Consider the following 25,896-nt stretch of genomic DNA (forward strand, 5'->3'; position numbering starts at 1 on the left):
TCAGGCTGCCAGTTCGATGACGAGGTTGAGATCACGATCGACGCGCGCGACGTGCGACGCCTTCAGCACCGCGCAACTGCTGTGCTCTTCGATCACGGCCGGCCCTTCGATGCTCGCGCCCACCGGAATCTCGGTGCGGGCGAACACGGGCAGCGTGCGGACGTTGCCGTCGAAGTACACGTCGCGGGTGCGCGTCGGCGCGGGCGTCGCGCCGCCGTTCTTCTGCGCCGCGCTGCCGCGCCAGCCGGTCGACGTGACGAGTTGCAGCCGCACGTTCGCGACGACGATCGGCTTGTCCTTGCTCACGAAGTTCCACTGCCGCAGATGCGCCGCCTCGAAGTTCGCCGCGAGCGCATCGCAGACGCCTTGCGTGTCGTCCGGCACTTCGACGGTGATCACATCGGGCTGGCCGGCGTAGCGGCAATCGGCGAGACGCACCGCCTTTACGCCCTGTGCATCGACGCCATGCCGCTGCAGCTCTTCCATGCCCTGTGCGCGCAGATCGTCGAGCGCGCCGCTCAATGTGGCGTCGTCGATCTTCGCGAGATCGCTTTCGAGCGGACGCTGATAGTCGTATTGCTGATCGGCGACGGTCATGCCGAACGCGCTGAAGAGTCCCGGCAGCGGCGGAATCACGACGCGGCGAATCCCCATTTCCTGCGCGAGATCGACCGCGTGCACCGGGCCCGCGCCGCCGTAGCAGATGTAGCTGAATTCGCGCGGATCGTAGCCGCGCTCGACCGTCATGATGCGGATGGCCTGCGCCATCAGCGCGTTCGCGACGGAGCGCACCACTTGCGCCGCTTCCGGCACCGAGAGACCCAGCGGCCTGGCGATCACTTCATCGACGACACGCCACGCGGCCTTTGCATCCAGCTTGAATTCGCCGCCGAGGAAGCTGTCGGGATCGATATAGCCGAGCACGAGATTGCAGTCGGTGACGGTCGGGCGCGTACCGCCGCGTCCATAGCAGGCGGGGCCGGGATCGGCTGCCGCGCTTTCCGGTCCGATACGCACGCCGCCGCCCGCATCGATCCACACGATGGAGCCGCCGCCTGCGCCGACCGAATCGATATCGATGCTCGGCGAGCGCACCGTGTAGGTGTGCAGCACGCTCTTGTTGCGCAGTTCGGGGCGGAAATCGCGGATCAGCGAGACATCGAACGTGGTGCCGCCCATGTCGCCGAGAATCGCGTTTTTCAGCTCGCTCTTCTCGCAGTTGCGGATCGCCGCCGATACGCCGCCCGCCGGTCCCGATTCGAGCAGGACGATGGGGCGGTCCGCGACCATCGCCGGGCTCGCGAGGCCGCCGTTGGACTGCATGAACAGGAACTTGCCCGCGAAGCCCAGTTGCGCGAGCGCATTGATGAGCCGGCCGATATAGCGGCCGCAGACCGGCCCGAGCATCGCGTTGATGACGGTGGAGCTGGCGCGTTCGTACTCCATCGCTTCGGGATTGACTTCGTGCGATGCGCAGATGAAGCGGTCCGGCAGCAGGCGGCGAAGCGCATCGACGGCTTCGCGTTCGTGCTGCGGATTCACATGCGCGTGCAGGAGACACACGGCGACGGCTTCGACATCCGATTCGCGGATCTGCGCGGCGATGCGTTCGAGTTCGGCGTGATCGAGCGGCGTCGCGACGGTGCCGTCGTAACGCATGCGCTCGGTCACTTCGAGCCGCCAGCGGCGCTCGACGAGCGGACGCGGGTTATCGAACAGCAGATCGTAGAGATCGGCGCGGTCGTGGCGCGAAACACGGCGCAGTTCGAGGATGTCGCGAAAGCCGTGCGTCGTGACGAGTGCGGTTTTCGCGCCGGTGCCTTCGACGACCATGTTGGTCGCCATCGTCGTGCCGTGCCCGAGGAAGGACACGTCCGTGCTCGCGGCTCCCGACAGCTCGAGAATCTTGCGAAAGCCTTCCACGGTGCCGATAACGCGATCCTTCGGCGTCGTCGGAACCTTGGTCGACCAGATGCGGCCCGTTTCGTCATCCACCATGACGACGTCGGTGAACGTGCCGCCGACATCGATACCGATTCGTTTCAATTGCGTCTCTCCATGTTCGTTGTGTGTTTGAGCGCCATGCGCGTTGCGGCTATGATCTGCCGCACCAAAGGCATCGGGCATCGACGGAATCAGTGTAGAGAGGACGGGGCCGGGCCAGATAATGAAACGTTCCGATCAGGTGAATCAGTGGGGTTATATCGGTGATAACCAGTATCGACGCGATCCTGCGGCGCTTGCGCGGGAACCACGTGGCGCTGTTGATCGCGCTCGACGACCACGGCTCCCTTCGCCGTGCCGCGCAACAGGTCTCGCTCTCCCAGCCCGCGACGACGAAATCCCTGCGCGAGATCGAAGCGATGTTCGGCGCGGAACTGTTCGCGCGTTCGCCGCGCGGCATCGTCGCGAATGAGCTCGGGCGCTGCGTGATTCGCCATGCGCGTGCCGTGCGATCGGAGATCGGCGCATTGCGCGACGAACTCGCGGCGATCATGCGCGGTGGCGGCGGGACGCTCGCGATCGGCGCGGTGATGGGATCGATGCCCGTATGGCTCACGCCGATCCTGAAATCGTTGCGCGAGGTGCAGCCGGATATATCGGTGGAAGTGTGGGAGGACAACAGCGCGCGGCTGCTGTCGATGCTCGATCAGCGCCTGCTCGATCTGGTTATCGGCAGGCCCAGCACCAGCGTGCATCCGGATGCTTACGACTTCGTGCCGCTCGAAGCGGAGGAGGTGTGCTTTGTCGTGGACGGCGCGGACCCGCTGGCGAAGGTGGAGAGCATCGAGCTTGCGGACCTGAGCGGCAATCCGTGGATCGTGCCGCAGGCCGCGCTGCCAATGCGCTCGCTGCTCGAACAGCTCTTCGACGACAGGCAGCTGCCGTTTCCGCGCTATGCGATCGAAACGTCATCGACGTTCGCGACGCTCTCGCTGCTGCGTTCGGGAAGCGGGACGGTCGGTCTCGTGCCGATGAAGGTCGCGCGCTACTTCGAGGAACACGGGCTCGTCGCCGTGCTGCCCATCAGGATCGACCGGCGCGGCCCGCCGTATGGCATCGCGACCCGGCGTGGCGCGACGCTGCCGCAGCCGGTGCAGCGGTTCATCGACCTCTGCGTGGCCAGGCGGGACGCCGAAGCGTGATCAGGCTTTCTCGGTGGCCCACTGCTGGCGTATCGTTTCGAGCATGCGGCCCCATTCGTAATCGACGCTGTCCGGCGACATGCGCAACACACCCGCGCCCGGAGTGAACGTTAGCTCGCCGAAATAAATCTGCTCTCGCAGCGAGTAGAGATCGACGCGCACGTACTCGAAGTCTCTGGCGAGTTCACCGGCGGTCTTCAGCAACGCATCGAGGTTCGCGGGTCGCGGCACGGGCTTGTCGCTCGGCTTGTAATGACCGAAGCGGATGTTCTGCAGATTCCAGTTCGCATCGAACGTGTCGCCGTGCGGCGTTTCGCCGAAGCGGTCGGAGATCACGAGGATGAAGATCGTCTGCTTGCCGGACTTCTCGTTGAAGACGTGGAACTTGAGGTCGGGCGGCACGGTGCCGGTGTCGTCGAGCAGCAGTTCTTCGAAGAAGATGCGCGGCTTGATCGCCCGATAGTGCCGCTCGCGCGCGATGCGGTAGAAGTCCGTCGACAGCCACGATTGCGCGAGCTGCGAGAGTTCTTCGAACGAGGTCGTCGACTTGTCGCGGACCACTTTCACGAAACCGCTGCCGTGATTGGCTTTCATAACGAAGGCGTTCGGCAGTTCGTCGAAGACGGTTTTCGTGAAGACGGAGGGCGCCGCGAGCAGTGGAATCAGATATTGCGGGCCGATCTTGCGTGCGATGTAGTCGCGCACCGCGAGCTTGTCGCTCAAGTCGACATAGCGCGGATCGGGGTGCAGACAGCGCCGCAGAATTTGCTCGTTGAACGTAAGGGGACGCCGCAAGTTCGGGAATCGCCCAATGCGCCTGCGATGAACGAAGCTCAGGAACACATCGTCCGGCAACCACACCTTTGCGCTGTCAAAGAGCCGTTTCGAAAGCGACATCCGGGTATTCTCCGTGTGACTGATTTTGTAATATTGGTCGTAAGTTCAAGCCCCGTTTCGTTCACGAGCGCCTGACGTCGTTCACCGGGTGGGGATGGACTCGAAATCGTCCCAAGCCGCCGATGCCCCGACCGTGCGGCAACCAACACAACGAAATCAAAAGGCTTGCCTGCCAATTTTGCTTGTATTAAGCGGCTGCGAAGCGCCGCTCCTCGTTCGACGAGCGTAGCAGACGCTTATGAGGAACCGGAGCGCGGTTCCCCACGCTGCGAGGCAAATTGTCGTATTCGCGGAGAATTAGCAAGACGAATTCCCGCCAGATGTCCCGCCTGGCGCACGATGGTGCTCGGGACGTTAGGAATTCGAAAGGTTGGCGTGTGCCGTTCGCGTGTTTCTTTAGTCTGCGTAATCGCTGAAGAGGTCCGGTGTGGCGTCGCTCGCTGGCGGCCTCGGCTGCAACGATCCGTCGCGCACTTGTTCGAGCATGGCTTGCGGCAACCACGTTTCTTCCATCTGACCGATGCCGCGTTCGATCATCTGTTGCAGGAAAAACGACTGCTTGTGTCCCGTTACTTCTGCCAATAGCCGCAATCTCTGTTCGATCGCCGGCTCGACGCGTACCGCGACCACCTTCAACTTGTTTTCGGCGGTCCTTCTCACCTTCTGCTCCTTAGCCGCTGCTGCCGCTTGGTTCGTTGCCAGTTGGCGCGTCGAGAGACGCGCGTGCAGCGGTGCTTCTACCACGGAATTTTGGTGCGGTGCAAGGTTTCGTGAAGCCGGCCGAGTGCGAGAAGCGTGGCATCAACCCCCGCAGCGCTTCCCGCATTTCGTTGTCGCGCCCTGTCGTCCGGATGTGCATGGCGAGGTGCCGCGACTCCGATCACATGCCGTGCGCCTTCCGGAAAATACGCGGACGTCCGCAGTACGCGCGCCGCGTGATAGTGCGACAACCCGACATGCCTGATCGGCTTGACCGCGTTGCCGCGAATCTTTGCGATAAGGTCCTGCGCCATCGTCCGCGATCATCACGCGCGAGTTTGGAAACCTGCGCGAAGCTGATCGATGCGCAAGCGCTGGCAATCGGTCTGCACGCTTCGCTAAACGCAAGTCGAGTTCGATCTACGGGGCGCCATCGGCGATTGAATCTGCGTCTAACCCGCAGCACCGAGGCAAAAAGAAAGCGCAATGCCGTGTAACACGGCATTGCGCGTTGAGCCAGGCGTGCGTCGCGACTTACGGCGCCGCTACGCCCTGCGTTTTTGGTGCATACGGCGCATAGAAGCTGGAGCCTGCCCAGGCGGGCGCCGCTGCGGTATAGAGCGGCGCGCCTTGCGTGTAGTTCGCGCCGTCGTGCCAGTCGCCGCTGCCGGTGTACTTCGCGACAGCAGGATACGGATACACCGGACGCGACGCCGTGACCTTGTTCGCCGTGTCGGTCTGATACGACATCACCGCGTTCGGCGCTGCGTCATGCTCCACCCAGCCGGTGATCTGCGACACCAGGTCGATGTTCGGAAAGCCCTCGCCGCCGCCGCAATGACCCACGCCCGGCACGACGTAGAGCCGCGTGAATTCGTTCGCGCTGGCTTCGCCCATCGTGTTCTGCACCGCCTGGTAATACGCGATCGTATAGAGCGGCGAGATGTGCTGATCGGCCCAGCCGTGCCACAGAATCAGCTTGCCTCCGGCCTTCCTGAACGCGGACAAGTCGGGATTGGTCGCGTCGTTGAGCGCGTGGTTCGACTGCAGATAGCCCGGATAGAAGTTCGCGTCCTGATAGCCGAAGGTATCGATGTTCGGCGTCGCCGGCGAACCCGTGAAGATGAGGTTGTACGCGCCGGAAACGATCGTATAGCTGAAGAGGCTCGTGACGGGAACCGGCGCATCGGTCGAGTTCGAGGTCGGCACTTCCACGCCGATCCAGTTCGCCTCCGAACCGTATTGCGGCGAGCCGCCGAGCATCCGCACGCCGGTGGTCGAATCGGTCGGGCCGGAATAGATCTTCGTGGCCGTCGCGACTTCGGCGGCGGTCAGGCAGCTACTCGTATCCGATGCGCTCGCCGGGCATTGAATCGATGCGGGATCGAAGTGGCACACGCGCGGATCGACGATGAGCCCGTCAGCCGCCCCCGATTGCCCGCCGCAAGCCGCCACGACCGCCTTGTGCAGTACTTCCGCCTTGTCGGCATACAGCACCGCCTTGCCCGCGCTCGTGCCCGTCGTGCTGTTCGATTCGACGCTCCATCCGTGATACAGCGAGTTCTGAATCTGGAAATGCGCAGCCGGCGCACCCGCGACGATACCGTTGTAATCCGACGGATAACGCTGCGCGGCCATCAGCGCTTCGCGGCCGCCATCGGAGCAGCCGACGAAGTACGAATACTTCTGCGCCTGACCGTAGTAAGCCTGAATCAGCTTCTTGGCGGCGAGCGTGGTGATGTGCTGTCCGCGATAAGCGAAATCGGCCTGCTTTTGCGGGTCCGTGGTCCATGCGGCGCTTTGCCCCGAGTGGCCCATATCGGTTGCCGCAGTGACGAAGCCGCCCTGCTGCACGAGCGGGCACGTATAGCTGAAGCTGAACGAGCTTTGCTTGGTCGGATCGCTGAGATTGCCGCACAGACCGCCGCAGCCGAGTTCAGCGAAGCGTTGCGTCCATGAATCGACGGGAAGCGCGACTTCGAACGTATTGGAAGGGGCAAGCGTGCCCTTCACCGTGCAGAAGTTGACCGACGCGCCGTTGATGGTCGCGGCCGTGACCGTCGCGGAGCTGATCGCGCTGCCCGCGCCGCCGATATCGCTGAGATCGACCGAAGCGAGCTTCGAGCAATCGACGACGGGCTTCACCACGGACAGCGGCGCATTGCTTGCCGGCGCGCTGTCGCTACTGCCGTCGCTGCCACACGCGGCGCTCAGCACGGCGGTCATGCACATGACGAACAATGTCAGGAGCGAGGCTGCGCCCGACCGTGCCATCCCAAAGCGATTCATGCGTTTCATGAGTCTCCCTCTTCAAATAGTTGTGCCGCGTATCGCTATCGGCATCGGAGTACGTTGCTGCCGGGGGTCAAAATGGCTCGTGCGCCGGGGCGGCGGAAGGGCGGGTTAACCAGCGCGTGAAACGCCGGAACGCGTGCGTGGGGCAACGCATCGCCTTGCTGACACGGACTCGAAGGAGTACGAGGCGCGACGCTGTCCGATAAACAGATTAGATGGCCCCGACAGGTCTTTCGAATTGGCTGCCCGGCCATGTATGCGCCTTGCTGGCACGCAGAGCGACGCCGCGCTGCGCCGGCACGCGGCCATCCATGTGCTCAACGACTACGAGGAACAGAGATGAAACTGCAAGGGAGAAAGGCGCTCGTCACCGGAAGCGATTCCGGCATCGGTCAGGCCATCGCGATCCTGTTCGCCGAAGAAGGCGCGGACGTCGCCGTGATCTACCACACCGACCGCGCGGGCGCGGAGAAGACAGCGGAACAAGTCGCGGCCACCGGCAGGCGGGCAATCGTCTTGCAGGCCGATGTCGGCGATCCCGCTTCGGTCGCGCGGATGTTCGAGGAAACAACGACGCAGCTCGGCGGTCTCGACATCCTCGTCAACGACGCGGGCGTCGGCGCGGGCGGCGCCGAAGTCGCGGAGCTGGAGGACGAACAGCTCGAGACGGTCATCAGGACGGACCTGTTCGGTCCGCTCTATTGCTGCCGCGCGTTCGTGAAGCTGCGCCGGGCGAGCGGGGGCGGCGGGCGCATCGTGAATATATCGTCGGTGGCGCAGCATCTTCCCACGCCGGAAAGCGCGCCTTATGGCATGGCGAAAGCCGCGCTCGGATCGCTGTCGCGCAGCCTGTCGCGTGAAGTCGCCGAGGACAGGATCAACGTGAACAATATCGCGCCGGGGCTGATCCAGACGCCGATGACGCAAAAACGCCTTGATGATCCGGACGCCCGCGAGAAATCGATGTCGGTGATTCCGTGGCATCGGCCGGGACAGCCGGAGGAAATCGCGCGTGTTGCGCTCTTCCTCGCGTCCGATGACGGCGACTACGTCACCGGACAGACATGGACCATCGACGGCGGACTATCGATGCAATGGGGCGGCGCGTGACTCAGGCTTCCGCGCGGGTCTTTTCGCCCGCGCGCGCTTTCGAATCGTCGCGGCTTCGTGCGGACCAGTACTGGGTCCGCACGCCGATGTCGTCGGACCGGAAGGGGCCGCCGCGCGTGGCCTGATAATGCGCGAGCGCCCGATACACGAGCCCTTGCCCGAGCAGCACGATCGGCACGTTGAGCAGCACCATCACGATGTTCATGAGATCCGACAGCGCCCACAGGTTCGGCAATTCAAGCCCCGCAAGCACGGTCAGCGCGCCGAACGGCACGAACACGAGCGATCCGAGCACGCGTATGCCCGCGATAAAACGTGGACTGCGCGAGATGAAGTTCGCCGATATTTCGGCGAACGAAATCATGCCGAGCAAGGTGGTGAACGCGAAGAGTCCGTAGCAGACGCACATGACGATGCGGATCACGTCGCCGGCCCACGCCGGGACCAGCGCTTCCACCGACGCCAGATACACCGTGATTTTCGACGCCCGCACCGATTCCCACGCCTGGCCATCGACCGTGCCGGTCCACACGTGCGCCATCACGACGATGAAGCCCGTCATCGTGCAGATGACCATCGTATCGAAGAACACGCCGAGGCTTTGCACGAAGCCCTGTTCGCAGGGGTGATCGTTATCGGCGATGGCGGCGGCCATCGTGATGGTCCCCTGCCCCGCTTCGTTCGACATCAGCCCGCGCTTGACGCCTTGCGCAAGCGCGGTGCCGATCGCGCCGCCGAACAGCGCATGCGGTGCGAACGCGCCGACGACGACCTCGTGAAAGAAGTACGGAATGAGCGGCAGATTGATGAGGATGATGACGAGCGACATCACGCAGAAAAGCGTCGCCTTGATGGGCACGAGCACATCGGTATAAGCGGTCACGCGCCGGATGCCGCCCATGATGATGAACGCGCACGCCAGCACGAGCCCAGCCGCGATGAAGTAATAGACCGTCGATTGCCGCGCGAGATGCGTGCCGGCCACCGTATCGGCGATGGTGCCGATCGCCGTGAAGACGTTGAACGTTTGCGGCGGCACGTTGAACAAGGCATAGACGATGAACACGAGCGACAGGAAGGCGCCGACGAAGCGCCGTCCGCCGAGAATGCGTCGTCCATAGAACGGCAGGCCGCCGACGAATTCGTCGTCCTTCCTTTCCTTGAACAGCTGCGCGAGCGTCGATTCCATGAAGGCCGTCGCCATGCCGAAGAATGCGGCGACCCACATCCAGAACAGCGCGCCCGGACCGCCGACCGAGATCGCGCCCGTAATGCCGACGATGTTTCCGGGCCCCGCGCGCATCGCGAGTCCGAGCATGAACGATGCGAGCGCGCTCACCCCGGTACTCGATGATTGCCTGCGCAGCATGATGCGCACGATCCTGCCGATGTTCATCGTCTGGATGAAACGCGTGCGAATGGTGAAGTGAATGCCGACGCCGACGAGCAGCAGGATCGCGAACGGAAACTGCCCGAGCACCGGGATTCGCGAGTAAGCCTTGAAGTTGGTGGGGAAGTCCCAGAGAAAGTCGGAGACAGGCGCGATGAACGCAAAGAACGCGTTCACGGATTGGAAAAGGTCATCCACGCGGGGCCTTCTTTGTTGCTTCGAGCTGTTTGCAGCAGGAGTTCGGATTAGAAAAACCCGATTCGATGGAACCGGGCCGAGTGCCAGCGCGCATCATCGGATGCGCGGGCGCGTATTATACGGCGCGCGTTCGCGTGCTCTTCACGAACCGGCTTCGTCGGCGGATGAGGCGTCTTTGGACGCCGCGCGCAGGAAGTCGAAGTCGCATCCGGCGTCGGCCTGCAGCACGCGCTCCTGATACAGCTTCTGATAGCCCCGCGCGATGCGCTCGGGCGGCTTCACGTCCTGCGCCCGGCGCGCGAGCTCCGCTTCATCGACGAGCAGGTCGATGCGGCGCTCGCGCACGGAGAGGCGAATGCGGTCGCCGTTGCGCACGAGTCCGATCGGCCCGCCGAGCGCGGCTTCCGGCGTGACGTGCAGCACGATGGTTCCATAGGCCGTGCCGCTCATGCGTGCATCGGAGATGCGCAGCATGTCCTTCACGCCCTGTTGCGCGAGCTTCCTCGGGATCGGCAGATAGCCGGCTTCGGGCATACCTGTGCCGCTCGCGGGGCCGGCGTTCTGCAGCACGAGGATGTCGTTTGCCTCGACATCGAGACCGGGATCGTCGATGCGCGCCGCCAGGTCTTCGAGCGACGTGAACACGACCGCGCGCCCTTCCTGCTCGAACAGCGATTTGTCGGCGGCGGAGCGCTTGAGGATCGCGCCGCGCGGTGCGAGCGAACCGAACAGCGCCACGAGCCCGCCTTGCGGCTCCACCGGGTCGGACGACTTCCTGACGATACGATGATCGACCCACGCCTCGCGTTCGGCCGCGATGCGCTCGCCGAGCGTTTCGCCGGTCACGGTGATCGCGTCGAGATGCAGTTGGGGTTCCAGTTCGCGCAGCACGGCTGTCATGCCTCCGGCAGCGAAGAAGTCCTCCATGTAGTGCTCGCCGGTCGGCTTCAGGTTGACGAGCACGGGAGTTTCATCGGAGATGGCGTTGAGCCTTTCGAGCGACACGGGAATGCCTAGCCGTCCCGCGACAGCCGTGAGATGGATGATCGCGTTGGTCGATCCGCCGATGGCGAGCAGCACGCGCACGGCGTTCTCGACCGACTTCGCGGTGATGATCTGGCTTGGCCGCAGAGGTTCGCGAATGAGTTGCACCGCGCGTGCGCCGCTGGCTTCGGCTGCGCGGATGCGGTCCGCATGCACGGCGGGGATGGCGGCGGTGCCGGGCAGCGACATGCCGAGCGTTTCGGCGATGCAGGCCATGGTGCTTGCGGTGCCCATGACGGCGCAGGTGCCGGCGGTGGTCGCGAGACGCCCTTCGATCTGATCGATTTCGTGCCCGCTGACCTCGTTCGCACGGAACTTCGCCCAGAAGCGGCGGCAGTCGGTGCAGGCGCCGAGGCGTTCCCCCTGGTGACGGCCGGTCATCATCGGGCCGACGACGAGTTGCACGGCGGGGATATCGGCGGCGGCGGCGCCCATCAGCTGCGCGGGAACGGTCTTGTCGCAACCGCCGATGAGCACGACGGAGTCCATCGGCTGCGCGCGCAGCATTTCCTCGACGTCCATGCTCATGAGGTTGCGGAACATCATCGACGTCGGGTTCAGGAAGACTTCGCCTAACGAGATCGTCGGAAAGTCTATCGGCATGCCGCCGGCTGCGAGGACGCCGCGTTTCACTGCATCCACGAGCTCGGGCATTCCGCGGTGGCAATTGTTGAAGCCGGAGCCGCTGGTCGCGATGCCTACTATCGGCTTGTTCAGCAAGTCCGTCGAATAACCCATCGATTTTGCGAACGAGCGGCGCAGGTATAACGCGAAGCCGCGGTCACCGTAGTTGGTCAGGCCTTTCGACAGGCCTCCGGCCTCTGGATCTTCCTTTTGCATTTGCTTTCTGTCTCCGGTGTGCTTCGGGTCGCATGTCGTGTGCTCTTGTTCGTGGAGGTATATTAGCTCGCCCCTGCCCGCGCGCACCGATACGCCGGGAGCCGAATGAGCAAGCAAAGCAAAGTCAAAGGACATGGTTAGCGAACAGAAAGCCGCGTATGCGCTGCAATCTGTAGCTCACGCGATGACGATCACAACCGGATGCCCTGTTCCCCTCCATGATCCACGAACCGCACATGACCGCTGCGACACAAGCCCGAACGCGAGCCGCACTCGAAGTGCTAGTGGCCTTCCTGAAGCTGGGCCTGACGAGCTTCGGCGGCCCGGTTGCGCACATCGGCTATTTCCGCCGGGAATTCGTCGAGCGCCGGCGCTGGCTAGACGACGAAACGTTCACCGATCTCGTCGGCCTGTGCCAGTTTCTTCCGGGGCCTGCGAGCAGTCAGACCGGCTTTTCGATCGGCCTGCTCAGGGCGGGCTGGCTCGGCGGCCTCGCCGCGTGGTGCGGCTTCACGCTGCCGTCCGTGCTGTTGCTCGTCGCCTTCGCCGTGATCGCGCCGCGCGTCGGCGGGCCGGTCGGCGATGGCCTGATTCACGGACTGAAGCTCGTCGCCGTGGCGGTGGTCGCGCAGGCGGTGTGGGACATGGCGCGCCGGCTGTGCCCCGATCGACGGCGCGCGGGCATGGCGCTTGCCGCAATCGTCGCGCTCGGCGTGCTGACGACCGTCTATGCGCAAGTCATCGTGATCGGATGCGGCGCGGTGCTCGGACTCGTGCTGTGCCGTGAGACGGCGACACCGGCGAATCGGCCGGCCGCCTGCGAGCATGAGTTTCGCGTGTCGCGCACGGCGGGCGTCATCGCGCTGGCTGTGTTCTGTGCGTTGCTGTTTGGTCTGCCGCTATCGTCCCTGACTCGCGACGTTCATCCCATCGCTATCTTCGACGCGTTCTATCGTTCGGGCGCGCTGGTTTTCGGTGGCGGTCATGTCGTGCTGCCGCTGTTGCAGCAGCAGACCGTCGCGACGGGATGGATATCGCCGAACGACTTTCTCGCCGGCTATGGCGCGGCGCAGGCGGTGCCGGGTCCCCTTTTCACGTTCGCGTCGTATCTCGGCTGGATGGCGGCCGGCCCGACGGCTCGCTGGGCCGGCGCGCTCGTGGCAACCGCCGGCATCTTTCTGCCGGGGCTGCTGCTCGTCGTCGCGGCGTTGCCCTGGTGGCAGGCGCTGCGCTCGCGACCTTCCGTCGCCGCGATGCTGGCCGGCGTGAACGCGGCGGTCGTCGGATTGCTGGGCGTGGCGCTTTATTCGCCGGTCTGGACGAGCGCGGTTCGTTCGGCCGTCGACTTTGGCATCGCAGTGTGCGGCTTCGTCTTGCTCACGCGGTGGAAGACGCCGCCGCTTGCCGTCGTCGTGTTGTGCGCGCTGGCGGGGATCGCTGAGTCGGTGTGGCGCTAGTTCAACCGGCCCAGCACACGCAACGGTTTTGCGCTGCCGTCGCTGAGCGATATCGCCATGGCGGCGGGCGCACGCTTCGTTCGCGGGGCGCTTCGTCGGGTTTGCGCCGGCAGTAACGGCGAGTCAGCCGAAGAAGTTCACCGCGCCGGTTCGAAGGTCGTACATCGCGCCGACGATCCGGATCGTGCCGTCAGTCTCGAGACCGGCAAGCACGGGACTGTCGCGCCGAATGGCCGCGACCGTCATCTCGACGTTCTTGCGCGCGACGGCATCGACGAACGCGTAGTTGGTCGCGGATCGGTCGCCGTCGTACGGGGTGGCCTGTACCGCCGGCTTGATCCGGTCCAGCAAGCCGGTGAGATGGCCCAGCTCGGCGTTGGCAATGGCGCCCTTGATCGCGCCACATGCGGTGTGGCCCATCACCAGCACGACTTTCGCGCCGGACAGTTTGCACGCGAATTCCATGCTTCCGAGGATATCGTCGTTCTCGACATTGCCGGCGATCCGGCAATTGAAGATATCGCCGATACCGAGGTCCATGATGACTTCCGCCGGCGCGCGCGAATCGATGCAACTGAGCAGCACGGCTGCGGGATACTGCCCCGCGGCACTCGCCCGCTGTTCGCTCAGATAGTTGCGCGCTTTTCGTTCGCCCTTCTGGAACCGGGCGTTTCCCCGTTTCATGACCTGGATGATCTGGTCCGGCGTCATGCTTTTGCGCTGGGCTTTCGTCAATGCGCCGGCGCGCGCGCCTTCGATAGACAACGGGCCGGTGGCAAGCGCGGCAACGGCGACGCTCGCCCGCTTGACGAAGCCGCGCCGGGCGGTGCCGGCATCATGCTGCGAACGGTTCGAATCGGTGGACATGACGCTGACCCTCCTCTTCTTTTTTTGGGCGGAGGGACGTGCCGGCCCCGACGCGCGCAGACTTACTATAGGCAATCCAGCGCGGCGTTCAAGCTCCCGAAGCGCGACGCGCTCATTCCCCTTCGTCCGCGCCCGCCCTGCCCGCTTCCCATTCGCGCCGAACCCTGGCCAGTTCTTCGGCGAGCACCTTTTCGTCAGGCAGCATCATGTGATATTCCGCTGCGAGCACCTTGTTCGGCAGGCCGTCGAGCGCATAGCGAGCCACGGCCGCGTTCGTCCGCGCGCAAAGAATGAGGCCGACAGGCGGATTCTCGCCGGGCAGCGTCCAGTGCTCCCTCGCGTAATTGCAGTACATGTGCATCTGCCCGACATCGGCGTGATTGAGTTCGGTGAGCTTCAGGTCGATGATCACGAGACACCGCAGCCGTCGATGAAAGAACAGCAGATCGACGCGATACCAGCTATCGCCGATGCGCAAGCGGCGCTGCCGCCCGACGAATGTGAAGTCGCCGCCCAACTCGAGCAGAAAGTCTTCGAGCCGATGAATCAGCGCGTCTTCCAGCTGGCTTTCCGAATACTCGTCCTTGAGGTCGAGGAATTCGAGCACGTACGGGTCCTTGATGGCTTCTTCGGGCGTCACGATGTCCCCGCGCTCCGCGATGCCGCCTTTCTCCAGCATCGCGCGCTTGTCGCGCGACATCAGCGTGCGGGTGTAGAACTGGCTGCCGATCTGCCGGTCGAGTTGCCGTACGCTCCAGCCGCCGTGCAGGGCTTGCGCCTCGTAGAAGCGGCGTTCGTCGTCGGAGCGCGTGCGTCGCATCAGATGGACGTAGTGCGTCCATGAAAGCGGGAATCGCTCGGCCAGTTGCGCGAGCGTTGAATTCCGAATCGCCGATTCGGATTTCGCCTTCGCGGCCGATACGCCGGATTTCCGATTCCGCGATTCGGAAATCGCTTCGGTCGTCGCGGCGGGCAATGCCGGATAAGCCTGATAGAAAAGCCGCATCAATTCGAGATTGTCGACGCCGAAACCGCGCCCGAAGCGCGTCGTCAGATCGGCCGACAGCCGCCGCAACAGCGCCTGTCCGTACGCCGCGCGGCCCGCGCCGCCCTGCTCGAATTCGACGATGCGATGCCCGATGCGCCAGTAGGTCGCCGTCATCAGCGCGTTGATGCTGCGCGCCGCCGCCTGCCGGCCCTGCTCCAGCAGCGCGAGCACGTCGCCGAGCGTCGCGCCGTAGTCGTCCTCGGGGAGAATCACGTCGTTCATCATCGTCCTTGTCTGCCGTTGCGAGCGCAAGCTCACCGCCGTGCAGTGTCGCATACGGGCTTGCGTCGCCTACCGCACATCATTGTCCGACGATTCGTCCTACGCTTCGAGCTTCCTGCGACCGGACGTTTCGCTGGCTCAATGACCCGATATTTCACCTCAAGGCAAGGCGCGATCAAGCGTCTGATGGACCTCAAGCGGCAAGTCGCGCGCACCGGCTATTCGTTCGCCAACATCGCCGGATGCCGCGCAGACGGCAGCGAAGTGAGCGGCATCGACGCCGTGCTGCTCGACGTGCGCGCGGGGCGCATCGGCTATTTCCGTCATGAGGACGCCAACGGCGATCAGCTCGTCTACATCAGCTGACCCGAGCGGCCGCGTGCCGCGTCTTCAACGGCCGCCGGCCTCGGCGATGCCCGCCCGCACGCGACGCATCGCCGTCAGCACGGCCAGCGCGATCAGCGCGCGCCACAGCCACACCGCGCTTTCGCCGATGCCGTACCCCAGGCCGACCCACAACGCGAACGCCCCGATGACGAACGCGCGATCGCTCTTGCCGAACGGCCCGTCGTAACGACGGCTCGCGCCCGCGAGCGGTCCGATCAACCCCGCGCATTCGACGATCACCGCAGTCAGCGCGAAAAGCCAGACATCGGCCGAAGGGAATCCCGCGACGGCGAGAAACGGCAGGACCAATGCGATATCGGATATCACGTCGCCCATTTCGTTCAGATACGCGCCCAGGGTGCTTTTCTGGCCGTGCTCGCGGGCGAGCATGCCGTCGATGGCGTTGAGCGCCATCCGCGCGAAGAGCCAGACGGGAATCAGCAGGAACATGGCGTGATGCGGATACGCAAGTCCCGCCATCGCACCGACCGCGATCGATCCGATTGCCGCACCGACCGTCACCTGATTCGCCGTCACGCCGTGCCGCGCCAGCCAGCCGGTCAAAGGGCGCAAGAAATTCTGGAAGCGGGGTTTGAGTGCGTAAAGGCTCATGGAATGGGGGTGCCGTGTGGCCGGACATAAACGCGCTACTATCGCGACCCGCGACGGGCCCGTCAACCGTCAGGATTCCCAAGCTCATTAAACAGGCGCATTTGTGGCAACACAGAAGATATTTGGCATAAGTCGTCAAGGCCGATTGCTTCCACGCCGGCGCTATGACAGGAATAGCGCCCTGACGACAACTCGAACACTCGACCGATGAAACTCATCCACAGGTGGCAGCGCGACCTGCTTCTCGCTTTCGTGCGGCTCGTGGCCGGCGCTTATCCGCTCTGGCACGGCGGAGCGCCATCCGCGGCACAGAAGCTGTACTTCTCGAATCACACGAGCCATATCGATACCCTCGCCATTCTGGCCGCATTGCCGCGCGGTCTGCGCAATGCGGTGCGGCCGGTCGCCGCGCGCGACTACTGGGATTCGGGCCCGCTCAAGCGACATATCGCGCAGAAGCTGCTCAACGTCGTGCTGATCGATCGCCGCCGCGAAACGGAAGGCGATCCGCTCGACCCCGTACGCGACGCGCTCGCGCAGGGGCATTCCATCATCATTTTTCCGGAAGGCACGCGTGGGGCGGATGCGCTGCCGCAAGTTTTCAGGAGCGGGCTCTTTCATCTGGCGAGCGAATTTCCGCATGTCGAGCTTGCGCCGGTTTATCTGGAGAACCTGCAGCGGATCATGCCGAAGGGCGCGCTCGTGCCGATACCGCTCATCTGCAAGCTGCACTTCGGCGCATCGGAGGCGCGGCGCGAAGGGGAAGACAAGGCTTCGTTCCTCGCCCGTATGCGCGATGCCGTGATCGCGCTCGCGCCGCAATCCACCGCGCAGTGACGCGGATATTTCGCACATCAAGGAAATCATGCCGACAACATTCTGGAAACTCGTGGCCGGCGTCACCGGCGTGCTCGCCGTGGCGACGATCATCGGCGCGATCCTCGGCGCACGCACCAAGGCCACGAACGCGACGATCATCAACCTGAACCAGCGCATCCACGCGTGGTGGGGAATGATCGCGGTGATGGTCATCGCCATCGGTCTCGGCGACAAGGCGACGTACGTGGTATTCGCGCTGCTCTCGTATCTCGCGTTGCGCGAGTTCATCACGCTCACGCCGACGACGCCGAGCGATCACACGACCCTCTTCGTCGCGTTCTTCGTGGCGGTGCCGGCGCAGTACGTGCTGCTCGGCATCGACTGGTACGGGATGTATTCGATCTTCGTGCCGGTGCATCTTTTCTTCGCGATGTCGCTGCTGTCGGCCGTCACGCAGGACACGCGCGATTTCCTGAGCCGCAATGCGCGCATCAACTGGGCGCTGATGGTCTGCGTCTACGGACTGAGCCATGCGCCCGCGTTGCTGACGCTCGATATTCCCGGTTATCGCGGACAAAACGCGCTGCTGCTGTTCTATTTCCTGCTCGTCGTGCAGTTGAGCGATGTGCTGCAGTATGTCGTCGGCAAGCTGTTCGGGCGGCGCAAGATCGCGCCGGTGCTGTCGCCATCGAAGACGGTGGAGGGATTCGTCGGCGGCGGCCTGCTCGCGGCGTTATGCGGCGCGGCGCTGTATCGCGTGACGCCGTTCAGCTTCGGCGCGGCGTTGCTGATGTCGCTTGCAATCGTGCTGACGGGGTTCGTCGGCGGGCTCGTGCTCTCGGCGGTGAAGCGCTCGCTCGGCGCGAAGGACTGGGGAACGATGATCGCGGGACACGGCGGAATGCTGGATCGGGTGGATTCGATCTGCTTTGCTGCGCCGGTGTTTTTTCATCTGGTGCGGTATGTGTATGTGTGATCGCGCGTGCTCAGCTCTTGCCGCTGCGTGAGCGCTTGCCGCCGCGCATGTCCGCGAACGCTGCGGGTTCCCATTCGCGCGCGCCCAGCAGCATGCCGATTCCACGGCGATGCGCAATCGGCGCTTTCGCCGACTCCGCGTGCAACTCCGCCACGCGCGCACGAAGCGTGAGCAGTTCGCCGCGAAGCTGCTCGATCGCCGGTTCGGTGAGCATCGCGTGGGCGAATTCCATCGTCGCTCGGGGATGATCAAAGTCGCTCGCGACGAAGTCCGGCAGCGCCTCCTCCATGAAGAAGCGCCGGATGGGGCCGCCGGGAAGCCAGTGAAAGTCTCGCTCCACGAGCAGGCGAATGCGGTCGCCGGGCATCAGCATGATGAGACCCATGCGTTCGAGCTTGAGCAGCTTCTCGAGACACTGCGCATGGGTGATGCGATATTCACCGACGATCTCCGCTACCGTCCAGTGATTCAGCGCGCATACCGCGACCAGCAACAGCCTGCGATTGGCAACGAGTTGGGCTTCCTGGGCGTGTGTGAGCGTCTTTCGCCTCGGCGTGACGGACGCGGCTTCGTTGGTGAGTTCGGCCAGCGTGAAGCCGAGCAACGCACTGACCTGCGCGAGACGTTCGACGGTGAAACGCTCGCTTGAAAACAGGCGTTTGACGCTCGGCTCGGACAGTTCGAGCGCATGCGCGACTGCGCGATACGTCAAGCCTTGCGCTTTGAGATGGCGTTTGATGACCGCGATGATGCGCGCCACTTCGTTCATGTTTTCCTGGTATCGGATTTCGATACCCGACCGTGCAAGCCGCAATGCCGCGTGGCAAAGAGCGTGCGTTCGATGACCGGGGATTGCATGCTAACGCTTCTCTACTGGCAATGCGATCACGAGGACATTCGAACATGCTCGCCATCAATCACGCTCAGGCGCTTCCGGTGAATCTGCAAACCGGCGATGTGGTCTTTGTCCGCGTTCGCGCGCGGCCGTTTCGAGAGATTTCGATTGCGACGGAGTCGTGGACGCATCATGTCGGGATCGTAATCGGCGAGAGCGACGGCGAAACGTTGATCGCGGAAAGTGCATTCCCGCTGAGTCGCATCACCACGCTTCGGGCCTTCATCGCGCGTTCGGAAGGCGGGCGCGTGGCCGTCGGCCGACTGCGCGCTTGCCTGACGGACGCGCAGAAGGAACGCATCGCGGCGGCCGCGCGGCGGCGCATCGGCATCTGGTACGACACCGGATTCAACATGCATTCGACGCGGCAATTCTGCTCGCGCTTCGTGCACGAGGTGCTTCGCGATGCAACCGGCGTGCGCGTCGGCGAAGTGGAGACGTTCGCGGCGCTGCTTGCGCGTCAGCCGGGAGCGGCGCTCGGGTTCTGGCGCTTGTGGCACTTCGGACGCATTCCGTGGCGGCGTGAGACGGTGACACCCGCCAGTTTGCTGAACAGTTCCGAGCTGGAGGTGTTTTTCGAGAGCGGCGAGGACGGCGTCGCTCGTCCGATGATTCATGCGCCACATGAAGCCGTTCAATGATGAGATGAACGGCGCGCCATCGTCCCGATAGGAGCGGGCGCGAAAACGTGGCGTGAGCGTGGTGTGCTTGTCGTCAGCTTCGAGCTTCGTCGACAAGAAGACGAGTCGATGCAATGGGAAAATGCGCAGCAAATCTGGACTACGACGCGCAGCGGGAGGAGATGCAAGCGCCCGCGCATCTCCATGCACGGGCGCTTCCCATCACTCAGGCAAGACTCAAACCGCCATCACCGTGACCGACTTCGTCACGAGATACGGCTCCAGCGCCTCCGGTCCGCCTTCGGAGCCATAGCCCGAATCCTTCACGCCGCCGAACGGCATTTCCGGCCACGGCGTCGCGGGCTGGTTGATCCACAACATGCCGACTTCGAGCCGGTTCGTCAGCAGATGCACGTTCTTGAACGAGCGCGTGAACGCATAGCCGGCGAGACCGTACGGCAGACGATTCGCCTCCGTGATCGCGTCTTCGAGGGAGTCGAAGCCGCGGATCGCCGCGACCGGACCGAACGGCTCGTTGTTGAACACGTCAGCTTCGAGCGGCACGTCCGTGAGCACCGTCGGCGCGAAGAAGTTGCCCGCGCTGCCGATGCGCTCGCCGCCCGTCGCCACCGTCGCGCCCGCCTTGCGCGCGTTCTCGATCACGCTCGTCATCGCCGTGATGCGTCGTGCGTTGGCGAGCGGCCCGAGCGTCGTGCCCTCGGCGAGACCATCGCCAACCGAGAGCCCTTCCGCGTGCTTCACCAGCGCCTTCGCGAAGTCATCGCGCACGCTGTTGTGAACGAGAAAGCGCGTCGGTGAAATACACACCTGCCCCGCATTGCGGAACTTGGCCGCGCCCGCCGCCTTCACCGCAAGCTCGACGTCCGCATCCTCGGCGACGATCACCGGCGCATGACCGCCGAGTTCCATCGTCGCGCGCTTCATGTACTGGCCCGCCAGCGCGGCCAATTGCTTGCCGACCGCGGTCGAGCCCGTGAACGTCACCTTCCGGATGACCGGATGCGAAATCAGATACTTCGAAATCTCGGGCGGATCGCCGAACACGAGGCCGAGCACGCCGTTCGGCACGCCCGCATCGGCGAATGCGCGGATCAGTTCGGCGGGCGATGCCGGCGTCTCTTCCGGCGCCTTCACGATGAACGAACAACCCGTCGTCAGCGCAGCCGACAGCTTGCGCACGACCTGATTCACCGGGAAATTCCACGGCGTGAACGCCGCAACCGGACCGACCGGCTCCTTCACGACCGTCTGCTGCGCGTTGACGTTGCGCGGCGGCACGATGCGCCCGTGCACGCGACGCCCTTCGTCCGCGAACCATTCGATGATGTCCGCCGCCGAGTTCACTTCGATGCGCGCTTCGACGAGCGGCTTGCCCTGTTCCTGCGTCATCAGGCGGGCGATCGAATCGGCGCGTTCGCGCACGAGCGCGGCGGCCTTGCGCATCAGCGACGCGCGTTCGAGCGCCGTCATCCGGCGCCACGTCGCGAAGCCGGCTTGCGCGGCAGCGAGCGCACGATCCAGATCGCCGATGCTGGCCCGCGCGACCGTGCCGATCTTCTCGCCAGTGGCCGGATTCAGCACGTCGATCGTGGCGCCGCCCTCTGCGTCGCACCACTCGCCGTTGATGTAAAGACGCGTGTTCTGATACGTTCCTGCGGTCATTGAGCACCTCTTGCTAAAAAGATGGCCGGGCCGGCGTGCTCGCCAGCCAGGATTCTGCTTCGATGAGAAATGCGGTGGAAGAGTCGAGCCTGCATCGTTATTCAAGGATACGCAGGAAATCGCACGACCGCACGCTTCGCGGTCATCGGCGCGATCCGTCGAAGAACTCGGTGAGCGCATCGGTGGCGGTCTTGTCGGCCGCGAGCCGTGCGTAGAGTCCCGAGGCTCCTTCGTAGATGCGATGCTCCGCGAAGTCGTCGCCGATGAACGCCGCGATCTCTTCCATTTCCGCGACCCAGCGATACGCCTTCGGCGGCATGCGCGGCACGTTGCTCGCGAGCCAGGCGGCAATCTCCGGCTGGCTTTCAGCGAGTTCGTCCAGCAACGCGCGGCCTGCGCCATTGCGCATCGCTGCGAGCGACATCGCCGCGCCGATCGCCGTCAGCCCCTTGGTGATGCCCGCGTACGACATCTTGAGCGCCGACGCCGCGCCGATCGGCCCGTCGAGCAGACGCACGGCGAGGCCGGCGCCGGCAAGCCCGTTCGCTCGCGGCGCGTGCGAACCCGAGAAATAGAACTTGGGCGATGAGGGCAAGCCGATGATCCCGCCATCGACGAATGCGGCGCCGGCGGCATCGACGGTCTGCGCGATTGCCGCGACGGTCTGCGGGCTGATGGCGTTGCAATCGATATAAACGGCTTTCTTCGCGGCTCGCGTGAGCGCGGGCGCGAGGCGTTGCGCGGTATCGACGGCCACGGCGGGCGGCACGATCGACAAGATGAAATCCGCCGCGGCGAGTTCGTCGACACTCGCGTCTTCCATGCCGGCGTCACTCGCGCGGGCGATGCTGGCCGCGCTGCGGCCTTCGAGCGTGGTGAGCACGCGCGCGCCCGACGCGCTCAATAGCTTGCCGACGGCCGCGCCCATGCTTCCCGCGCCGAGGAGCGCAATGGTGTATCGAGTCAAAAGCGGCTCCCTGCGGTCAGTGGAACAGACGCACAGGATACGCGGATGAGCGCGGCTTCGCAGAACGCGCCATGCTCATCCGGCCGGCGCGCGTTACTCGCTGTCGCCCTTGATCTGCGGCAGCGCGGACGACTCGCCCGGCGTCAGCAGGCCGACTTGCGCGTAGATGCGCAGCTTGTCGCGCGTATCGGTGATATCGAGGTTGCGCATGGTCAACTGACCGATGCGATCGCGCGGCGAGAAAGTCGACGCCACCTTCTCCATCGACAGGCGCTCCGGCTGGTACGTCAGGTTCGGCGACTTCGTGCTGATAATCGAATAGTCGTTGCCGCGGCGCAGCTCCAGCGTGACTTCGCCGGTGATCGCACGCGCGACCCAGCGTTGCGCCGTCTCGCGCAGCATGATGGCCTGCGAATCGAACCAGCGGCCCTGATACAGCAGACGGCCGAGGCGACGCCCGTTCTCGCGATACTGCTCGATCGTGTCTTCGTTATGAATGCCGGTGACGAGGCGTTCATACGCGATATGCAGCAGCGCCAGCCCCGGCGCTTCATAGATGCCGCGGCTCTTCGCCTCGATGATGCGGTTCTCGATCTGATCGCTCATGCCGAGACCGTGACGCCCGCCGATGCGGTTCGCTTCGAGCAGCAACTCCACCGCGTCCGTGAACGTCTTGCCGTTGAGCGCGACGGGGCGGCCTTCTTCGAATCGAATGGTCACTTCTTCACGGTCGACCTTCACGTCGTCGCGCCAGAACGCCACGCCCATGATCGGATTCACGATTCTGATGCCCGATTCCAGGCTTTCCAGGTCCTTCGCTTCGTGCGTCGCGCCGAGCAGGTTCGAATCCGTCGAGTACGCCTTTTCTGCCGACATCTTGTACTCGAAGCCCGACTGGCGCATGAACTCCGACATTTCCGCGCGCCCGCCGAGTTCGTCGATGAACTGCTGATCGAGCCAGGGCTTGTAGATCTTCAGGTCAGGATTCACGAGCAGGCCGTAGCGGTAGAAACGCTCGATGTCGTTGCCCTTGTACGTGCTGCCGTCGCCCCAGATGTTGACGCCGTCTTCCTTCATCGCCGCGACGAGCATGGTGCCCGTGACCGCGCGGCCGAGCGGCGTCGTGTTGAAGTAGGTGACGCCGGCGGTCGAGATATGGAACGCGCCGCACTGCAGCGCGGCGATGCCTTCCGCGACGAGTTGCGCGCGGCAGTCGATCAGGCGCGCGCCTTCTGCACCGTACTGCGTCGCGCGTCGGGGAATGGAGTCGTAGTCGTCTTCGTCGGGCTGGCCGAGATTGGCCGTGTAGGCGTAGGGCACCGCGCCCTTCAGGCGCATCCAGTGCAGCGCGGCGCTCGTATCGAGGCCGCCTGAGAATGCGATACCGACTTTTTGCCCAGTCGGAAGGCTTTCAAGAATTGTGCTCATTAGCGAAACCGTTAAGTCGACGTGCGGGGTTGGGTGCAACTTTCGAGTATCAACCATGCCCGGTGATATGACAAGTTGGGCAAGTTTAGACCATCGCCGACGGCAGGCCGCTATTGGAGGATGTCGGTCGCCTTGTGGGAGGCATCGACGCCATCGATGAGAAACACCGCGCCGCGCGCGTGGCGCGTGCGTAGCGGCAGGATGCCTTGATACGCGTCGGACGCGTACCAGTCGCGGGCTTGCGCGAGGTCGGGGAAGGCGATCACGATCAGATCACCTTTCCACTCGCCTTCGCAGAGTTCGCATCGTCCGCCGTGGACGATGAAGCGGCCGCCAAACGGCGCGAGCGTATCGTCGATACGTTGCAGATACTCGACGATGTCCGCGCACAAGTCGACTTCATATAGATGGCCAATCGCATAAGCGGTCATTTCGAAGCTCCCGTGGTGATGTCGCACGCCGTCAGCCTGGCCTTGGCAGCGCCGTGCGTCCATTACGCGGGAGGTAAAGCGCCTAGCCGTTGCGGAACAGGAAGCTGTACGCGTTCAACGCCGGGACGCCGCCGAGATGCGCATACAGCACCCTGGAACCTTCGGGGAATTCGCCGTTGCGCACCATCTGGATCATGCCGTCCATCGACTTGCCCTCGTAGACGGGATCGGTCAGCACGCCTTCGAGCCGTGAGCAAAGACGGATTGCGTCCAGCGTGCCTTCGTTCGGCAGCCCGTATTCGGGGCCGCCGAAGCGCGTATCGAGAATCACGTCGTCGCTCGTGATGTCCTGCCCCAGTTCGACGAGTTCCGCGGTGTGCTTCGCGATGCGCGTAATCTGCTCGTGCGTCTGCTGCGGTTTCGCCGATGCATCGATGCCAATCACGCGTCGCGCGCGGCCATCCGCGGCGAATCCGGCGACCATGCCCGCCTGCGTGCTGCCCGTCACCGAGCACACGACGATGTAGTCGAACCTGAAGCCAAGTTCCGCTTCCTGCTGCCGCACTTCTTCCGCGAAGCCGACGAAGCCGAGTCCGCCCAGCCGATGCTCCGAGCATCCCGCCGGAATCGGAAACGGCTTGCCGCCCGCTTCCCGGACGCTATCCATCGCGTCCTGCCAACTCTTGCGAATGCCGATATCGAAGCCGTCCGGCACGAGGCGGACATCCGCGCCCATCATCCGCGAGAGCTGAATGTTGCCGACGCGGTCGTAGACGGCATCCGAGTAATTGACCCAGTTTTCCTGCACGAGAACGCATTTCATGCCGAGATGCGCCGCGACGGCGGCAACCTGCCGCGTCTGATTCGACTGGATGCCGCCGATCGAAACGAGCGTATCGCACCCCTGCGCGAGCGCTTCGGGAATCAGGTATTCGAGCTTGCGTGTCTTGTTGCCGCCGAACGCGAGGCCGCTGTTGCAGTCTTCGCGCTTTGCGTATAGCTCGACCTTGCCGCCGAGATGCGCCGAAAGACGCTTGAGCGGCTGAATGGGCGTCGGGCCGAAAGTCAGCGGATAACGGGGGAAACGTTGCAGGTTCATGGTCGGCATCCTCGTGATTGGGCTCCGGCAGTCGCGCAGATCGGCGACGCCATGCGGACAATCGTAGTCAAGCCGGCGATAAAAGGCGTTGCGAAATTAATAGGACGCGCTTAACGTTTGAACGCAAGTGTGATCCCGAACCTACGGTTATTTCGTCAGATGGTGATTTCGCGCAATGAAAAAATCCTCGGCAGCGCAAGAACCGCATGAGACCGACCGCGTCGACCGCGCGATCCTGCGTCAGCTTCAGCGCGACGCCTCCATATCCAACGTGGCGCTCGCGGCAAAGGTCAATCTGAGTCCGCCCGCGTGTCTGCGGCGCGTCGAGCGCTTGCGCGAAGCGGGCCTGATTCGCGCGACCGTCGCGCTCCTCAATCCCAAGGCGCTGGATGCGGGGATGCTCGTGCTTATCGGCGTGATGCTGGACCGATCGACGCCCGAGTCGTTCACCGCATTCGAGAAAGCAGCGCAGAAAGTGCCCGGCTGCATGGAGTGTCACGTCGTCACCGGCGAATTCGATTTCTTCATGCTGATCCGTACGCGCGACAGTGATAGCTTCAACCGGCTGCACGCCGAAAAGCTGCTCTATCTGCCGGGTGTACGGCAGATACGAACATTCGTCGTGTTGCGGGAGATTCTGTCGACTACCGCGTTTCCGGTGTGACGGCTTCTAGTCCCGCCCGTAATGCTTCGTTATCCTATCGAATTTATTGCGTGTTGCGCCGATGCTTGGTACGAGAGCGTACATACTGTTTCTCTATCGCAT

23 protein-coding genes and 1 pseudogene are annotated in these 25,896 nt (G+C 64.0%); 8 read left to right on the plus strand and 16 right to left on the minus strand.

From position 1 onward, the window contains the following. On the minus strand, positions 1-2,046 hold the full coding sequence (locus tag P9220_RS26275) for a hydantoinase/oxoprolinase family protein (protein WP_309768777.1): 2,046 nt from the start codon (positions 2,044-2,046) through the stop codon (positions 1-3). A 209-nt stretch (positions 2,047-2,255) separates the two neighbouring features. Here P9220_RS26275 and P9220_RS26280 point away from each other — a divergent pair, with 209 nt between their 5' ends. Continuing rightward, positions 2,256-3,146: a LysR family transcriptional regulator gene (locus tag P9220_RS26280; RefSeq protein ID WP_309768778.1), complete on the plus strand. Its 891-nt coding sequence runs from the start codon at positions 2,256-2,258 to the stop codon at positions 3,144-3,146. Here P9220_RS26280 and P9220_RS26285 read toward each other — a convergent pair whose 3' ends face one another. The 4 genes and pseudogenes from P9220_RS26285 to P9220_RS26300 form a co-directional block, all read right to left on the minus strand. Beyond that, complete coding sequence (locus P9220_RS26285; RefSeq protein WP_309768779.1) at positions 3,147-4,043, minus strand: ATP-grasp fold amidoligase family protein; 897 nt, start codon at positions 4,041-4,043, stop codon at positions 3,147-3,149. A gap of 396 nt (positions 4,044-4,439) precedes the next feature. After that, the gene (locus P9220_RS26290) at positions 4,440-4,703 is read right to left on the minus strand and encodes a hypothetical protein (RefSeq protein WP_309768780.1); all 264 of its coding nucleotides are present in this window, start codon (positions 4,701-4,703) and stop codon (positions 4,440-4,442) included. A gap of 218 nt (positions 4,704-4,921) precedes the next feature. Next, positions 4,922-5,056: pseudogene (locus P9220_RS26295) on the minus strand (MBL fold metallo-hydrolase); the annotation flags it as partial. 220 nt (positions 5,057-5,276) lie between these two features. Next, on the minus strand, positions 5,277-7,040 hold the full coding sequence (locus P9220_RS26300) for a tannase/feruloyl esterase family alpha/beta hydrolase (protein ID WP_309768781.1): 1,764 nt from the start codon (positions 7,038-7,040) through the stop codon (positions 5,277-5,279). Between the two features lie 336 nt (positions 7,041-7,376). Here P9220_RS26300 and P9220_RS26305 point away from each other — a divergent pair, with 336 nt between their 5' ends. After that, positions 7,377-8,147: a 3-oxoacyl-ACP reductase family protein gene (locus P9220_RS26305; protein ID WP_309768782.1), complete on the plus strand. Its 771-nt coding sequence runs from the start codon at positions 7,377-7,379 to the stop codon at positions 8,145-8,147. A gap of 1 nt (position 8,148) precedes the next feature. Here the strand turns inward: P9220_RS26305 and P9220_RS26310 are convergent, their stop codons facing one another. Further along, positions 8,149-9,735 (minus strand): amino acid carrier protein, encoded by a 1,587-nt coding sequence (locus P9220_RS26310; RefSeq protein WP_309768783.1) that lies wholly within the window; start codon positions 9,733-9,735, stop codon positions 8,149-8,151. Between the two features lie 141 nt (positions 9,736-9,876). After that, positions 9,877-11,619 carry an IlvD/Edd family dehydratase gene (locus P9220_RS26315; protein ID WP_309768785.1) on the minus strand — a complete coding sequence of 581 codons (1,743 nt, stop codon included), beginning with the start codon at positions 11,617-11,619 and terminating at the stop codon, positions 9,877-9,879. Between the two features lie 236 nt (positions 11,620-11,855). Between P9220_RS26315 and chrA the strand changes: the two genes are divergently transcribed. Continuing rightward, the gene (gene chrA, locus P9220_RS26320; RefSeq protein ID WP_309768787.1) at positions 11,856-13,076 is read left to right on the plus strand and encodes a chromate efflux transporter; all 1,221 of its coding nucleotides are present in this window, start codon (positions 11,856-11,858) and stop codon (positions 13,074-13,076) included. A gap of 123 nt (positions 13,077-13,199) precedes the next feature. Here the strand turns inward: chrA and P9220_RS26325 are convergent, their stop codons facing one another. Beyond that, on the minus strand, positions 13,200-13,943 hold the full coding sequence (locus P9220_RS26325) for a carbonic anhydrase family protein (protein ID WP_309768788.1): 744 nt from the start codon (positions 13,941-13,943) through the stop codon (positions 13,200-13,202). 112 nt (positions 13,944-14,055) lie between these two features. After that, positions 14,056-15,213, minus strand: coding sequence for a PDDEXK nuclease domain-containing protein (locus P9220_RS26330; protein WP_309768939.1), 1,158 nt, complete (start codon positions 15,211-15,213; stop codon positions 14,056-14,058). Positions 15,214-15,354: 141 nt separating this feature from the next. Between P9220_RS26330 and P9220_RS26335 the strand changes: the two genes are divergently transcribed. After that, positions 15,355-15,579: a hypothetical protein gene (locus tag P9220_RS26335; RefSeq protein WP_309768789.1), complete on the plus strand. Its 225-nt coding sequence runs from the start codon at positions 15,355-15,357 to the stop codon at positions 15,577-15,579. 24 nt (positions 15,580-15,603) lie between these two features. Here P9220_RS26335 and P9220_RS26340 read toward each other — a convergent pair whose 3' ends face one another. After that, positions 15,604-16,212 (minus strand): CDP-alcohol phosphatidyltransferase family protein, encoded by a 609-nt coding sequence (locus P9220_RS26340; RefSeq protein WP_309768791.1) that lies wholly within the window; start codon positions 16,210-16,212, stop codon positions 15,604-15,606. Positions 16,213-16,419: 207 nt separating this feature from the next. On the opposite strand from P9220_RS26340, the gene P9220_RS26345 reads away from it, so the two are divergent. Next, on the plus strand, positions 16,420-17,049 hold the full coding sequence (locus P9220_RS26345) for a lysophospholipid acyltransferase family protein (protein WP_309768792.1): 630 nt from the start codon (positions 16,420-16,422) through the stop codon (positions 17,047-17,049). A gap of 28 nt (positions 17,050-17,077) precedes the next feature. Next, positions 17,078-18,007 carry a phosphatidate cytidylyltransferase gene (locus tag P9220_RS26350; RefSeq protein WP_309768793.1) on the plus strand — a complete coding sequence of 310 codons (930 nt, stop codon included), beginning with the start codon at positions 17,078-17,080 and terminating at the stop codon, positions 18,005-18,007. 10 nt (positions 18,008-18,017) lie between these two features. Here the strand turns inward: P9220_RS26350 and P9220_RS26355 are convergent, their stop codons facing one another. Further along, the gene (locus P9220_RS26355; RefSeq protein ID WP_309768794.1) at positions 18,018-18,776 is read right to left on the minus strand and encodes a helix-turn-helix domain-containing protein; all 759 of its coding nucleotides are present in this window, start codon (positions 18,774-18,776) and stop codon (positions 18,018-18,020) included. 134 nt (positions 18,777-18,910) lie between these two features. On the opposite strand from P9220_RS26355, the gene P9220_RS26360 reads away from it, so the two are divergent. After that, entirely contained in the window at positions 18,911-19,543 is a 633-nt protein-coding gene (locus tag P9220_RS26360) for a YebB family permuted papain-like enzyme (protein ID WP_309768795.1), read from the plus strand. A 216-nt stretch (positions 19,544-19,759) separates the two neighbouring features. On the opposite strand, the gene P9220_RS26365 is transcribed toward P9220_RS26360, so the two are convergent. The 5 genes from P9220_RS26365 to P9220_RS26385 form a co-directional block, all read right to left on the minus strand. Next, entirely contained in the window at positions 19,760-21,205 is a 1,446-nt protein-coding gene (locus P9220_RS26365) for an NAD-dependent succinate-semialdehyde dehydrogenase (RefSeq protein ID WP_309768796.1), read from the minus strand. Between the two features lie 142 nt (positions 21,206-21,347). Further along, positions 21,348-22,172, minus strand: coding sequence for a DUF1932 domain-containing protein (locus tag P9220_RS26370; RefSeq protein ID WP_309768797.1), 825 nt, complete (start codon positions 22,170-22,172; stop codon positions 21,348-21,350). 93 nt (positions 22,173-22,265) lie between these two features. Then, entirely contained in the window at positions 22,266-23,600 is a 1,335-nt protein-coding gene (gene argG / locus P9220_RS26375; RefSeq protein ID WP_309768798.1) for an argininosuccinate synthase, read from the minus strand. 110 nt (positions 23,601-23,710) lie between these two features. Continuing rightward, the gene (locus P9220_RS26380) at positions 23,711-24,031 is read right to left on the minus strand and encodes a DUF1330 domain-containing protein (protein WP_309768799.1); all 321 of its coding nucleotides are present in this window, start codon (positions 24,029-24,031) and stop codon (positions 23,711-23,713) included. Positions 24,032-24,113: 82 nt separating this feature from the next. Then, a complete protein-coding gene (locus P9220_RS26385; RefSeq protein ID WP_309768800.1) occupies positions 24,114-25,130 on the minus strand; it encodes a 1-aminocyclopropane-1-carboxylate deaminase in 1,017 nt (338 codons plus the stop codon). Between the two features lie 175 nt (positions 25,131-25,305). Between P9220_RS26385 and P9220_RS26390 the strand changes: the two genes are divergently transcribed. Continuing rightward, positions 25,306-25,794 (plus strand): Lrp/AsnC family transcriptional regulator, encoded by a 489-nt coding sequence (locus P9220_RS26390; RefSeq protein ID WP_309768801.1) that lies wholly within the window; start codon positions 25,306-25,308, stop codon positions 25,792-25,794. The last annotated feature ends 102 nt before the right edge of the window (positions 25,795-25,896 follow it).

This window comes from Caballeronia sp. LZ016, assembly GCF_031450805.1.
GTDB lineage: Bacteria > Pseudomonadota > Gammaproteobacteria > Burkholderiales > Burkholderiaceae > Caballeronia.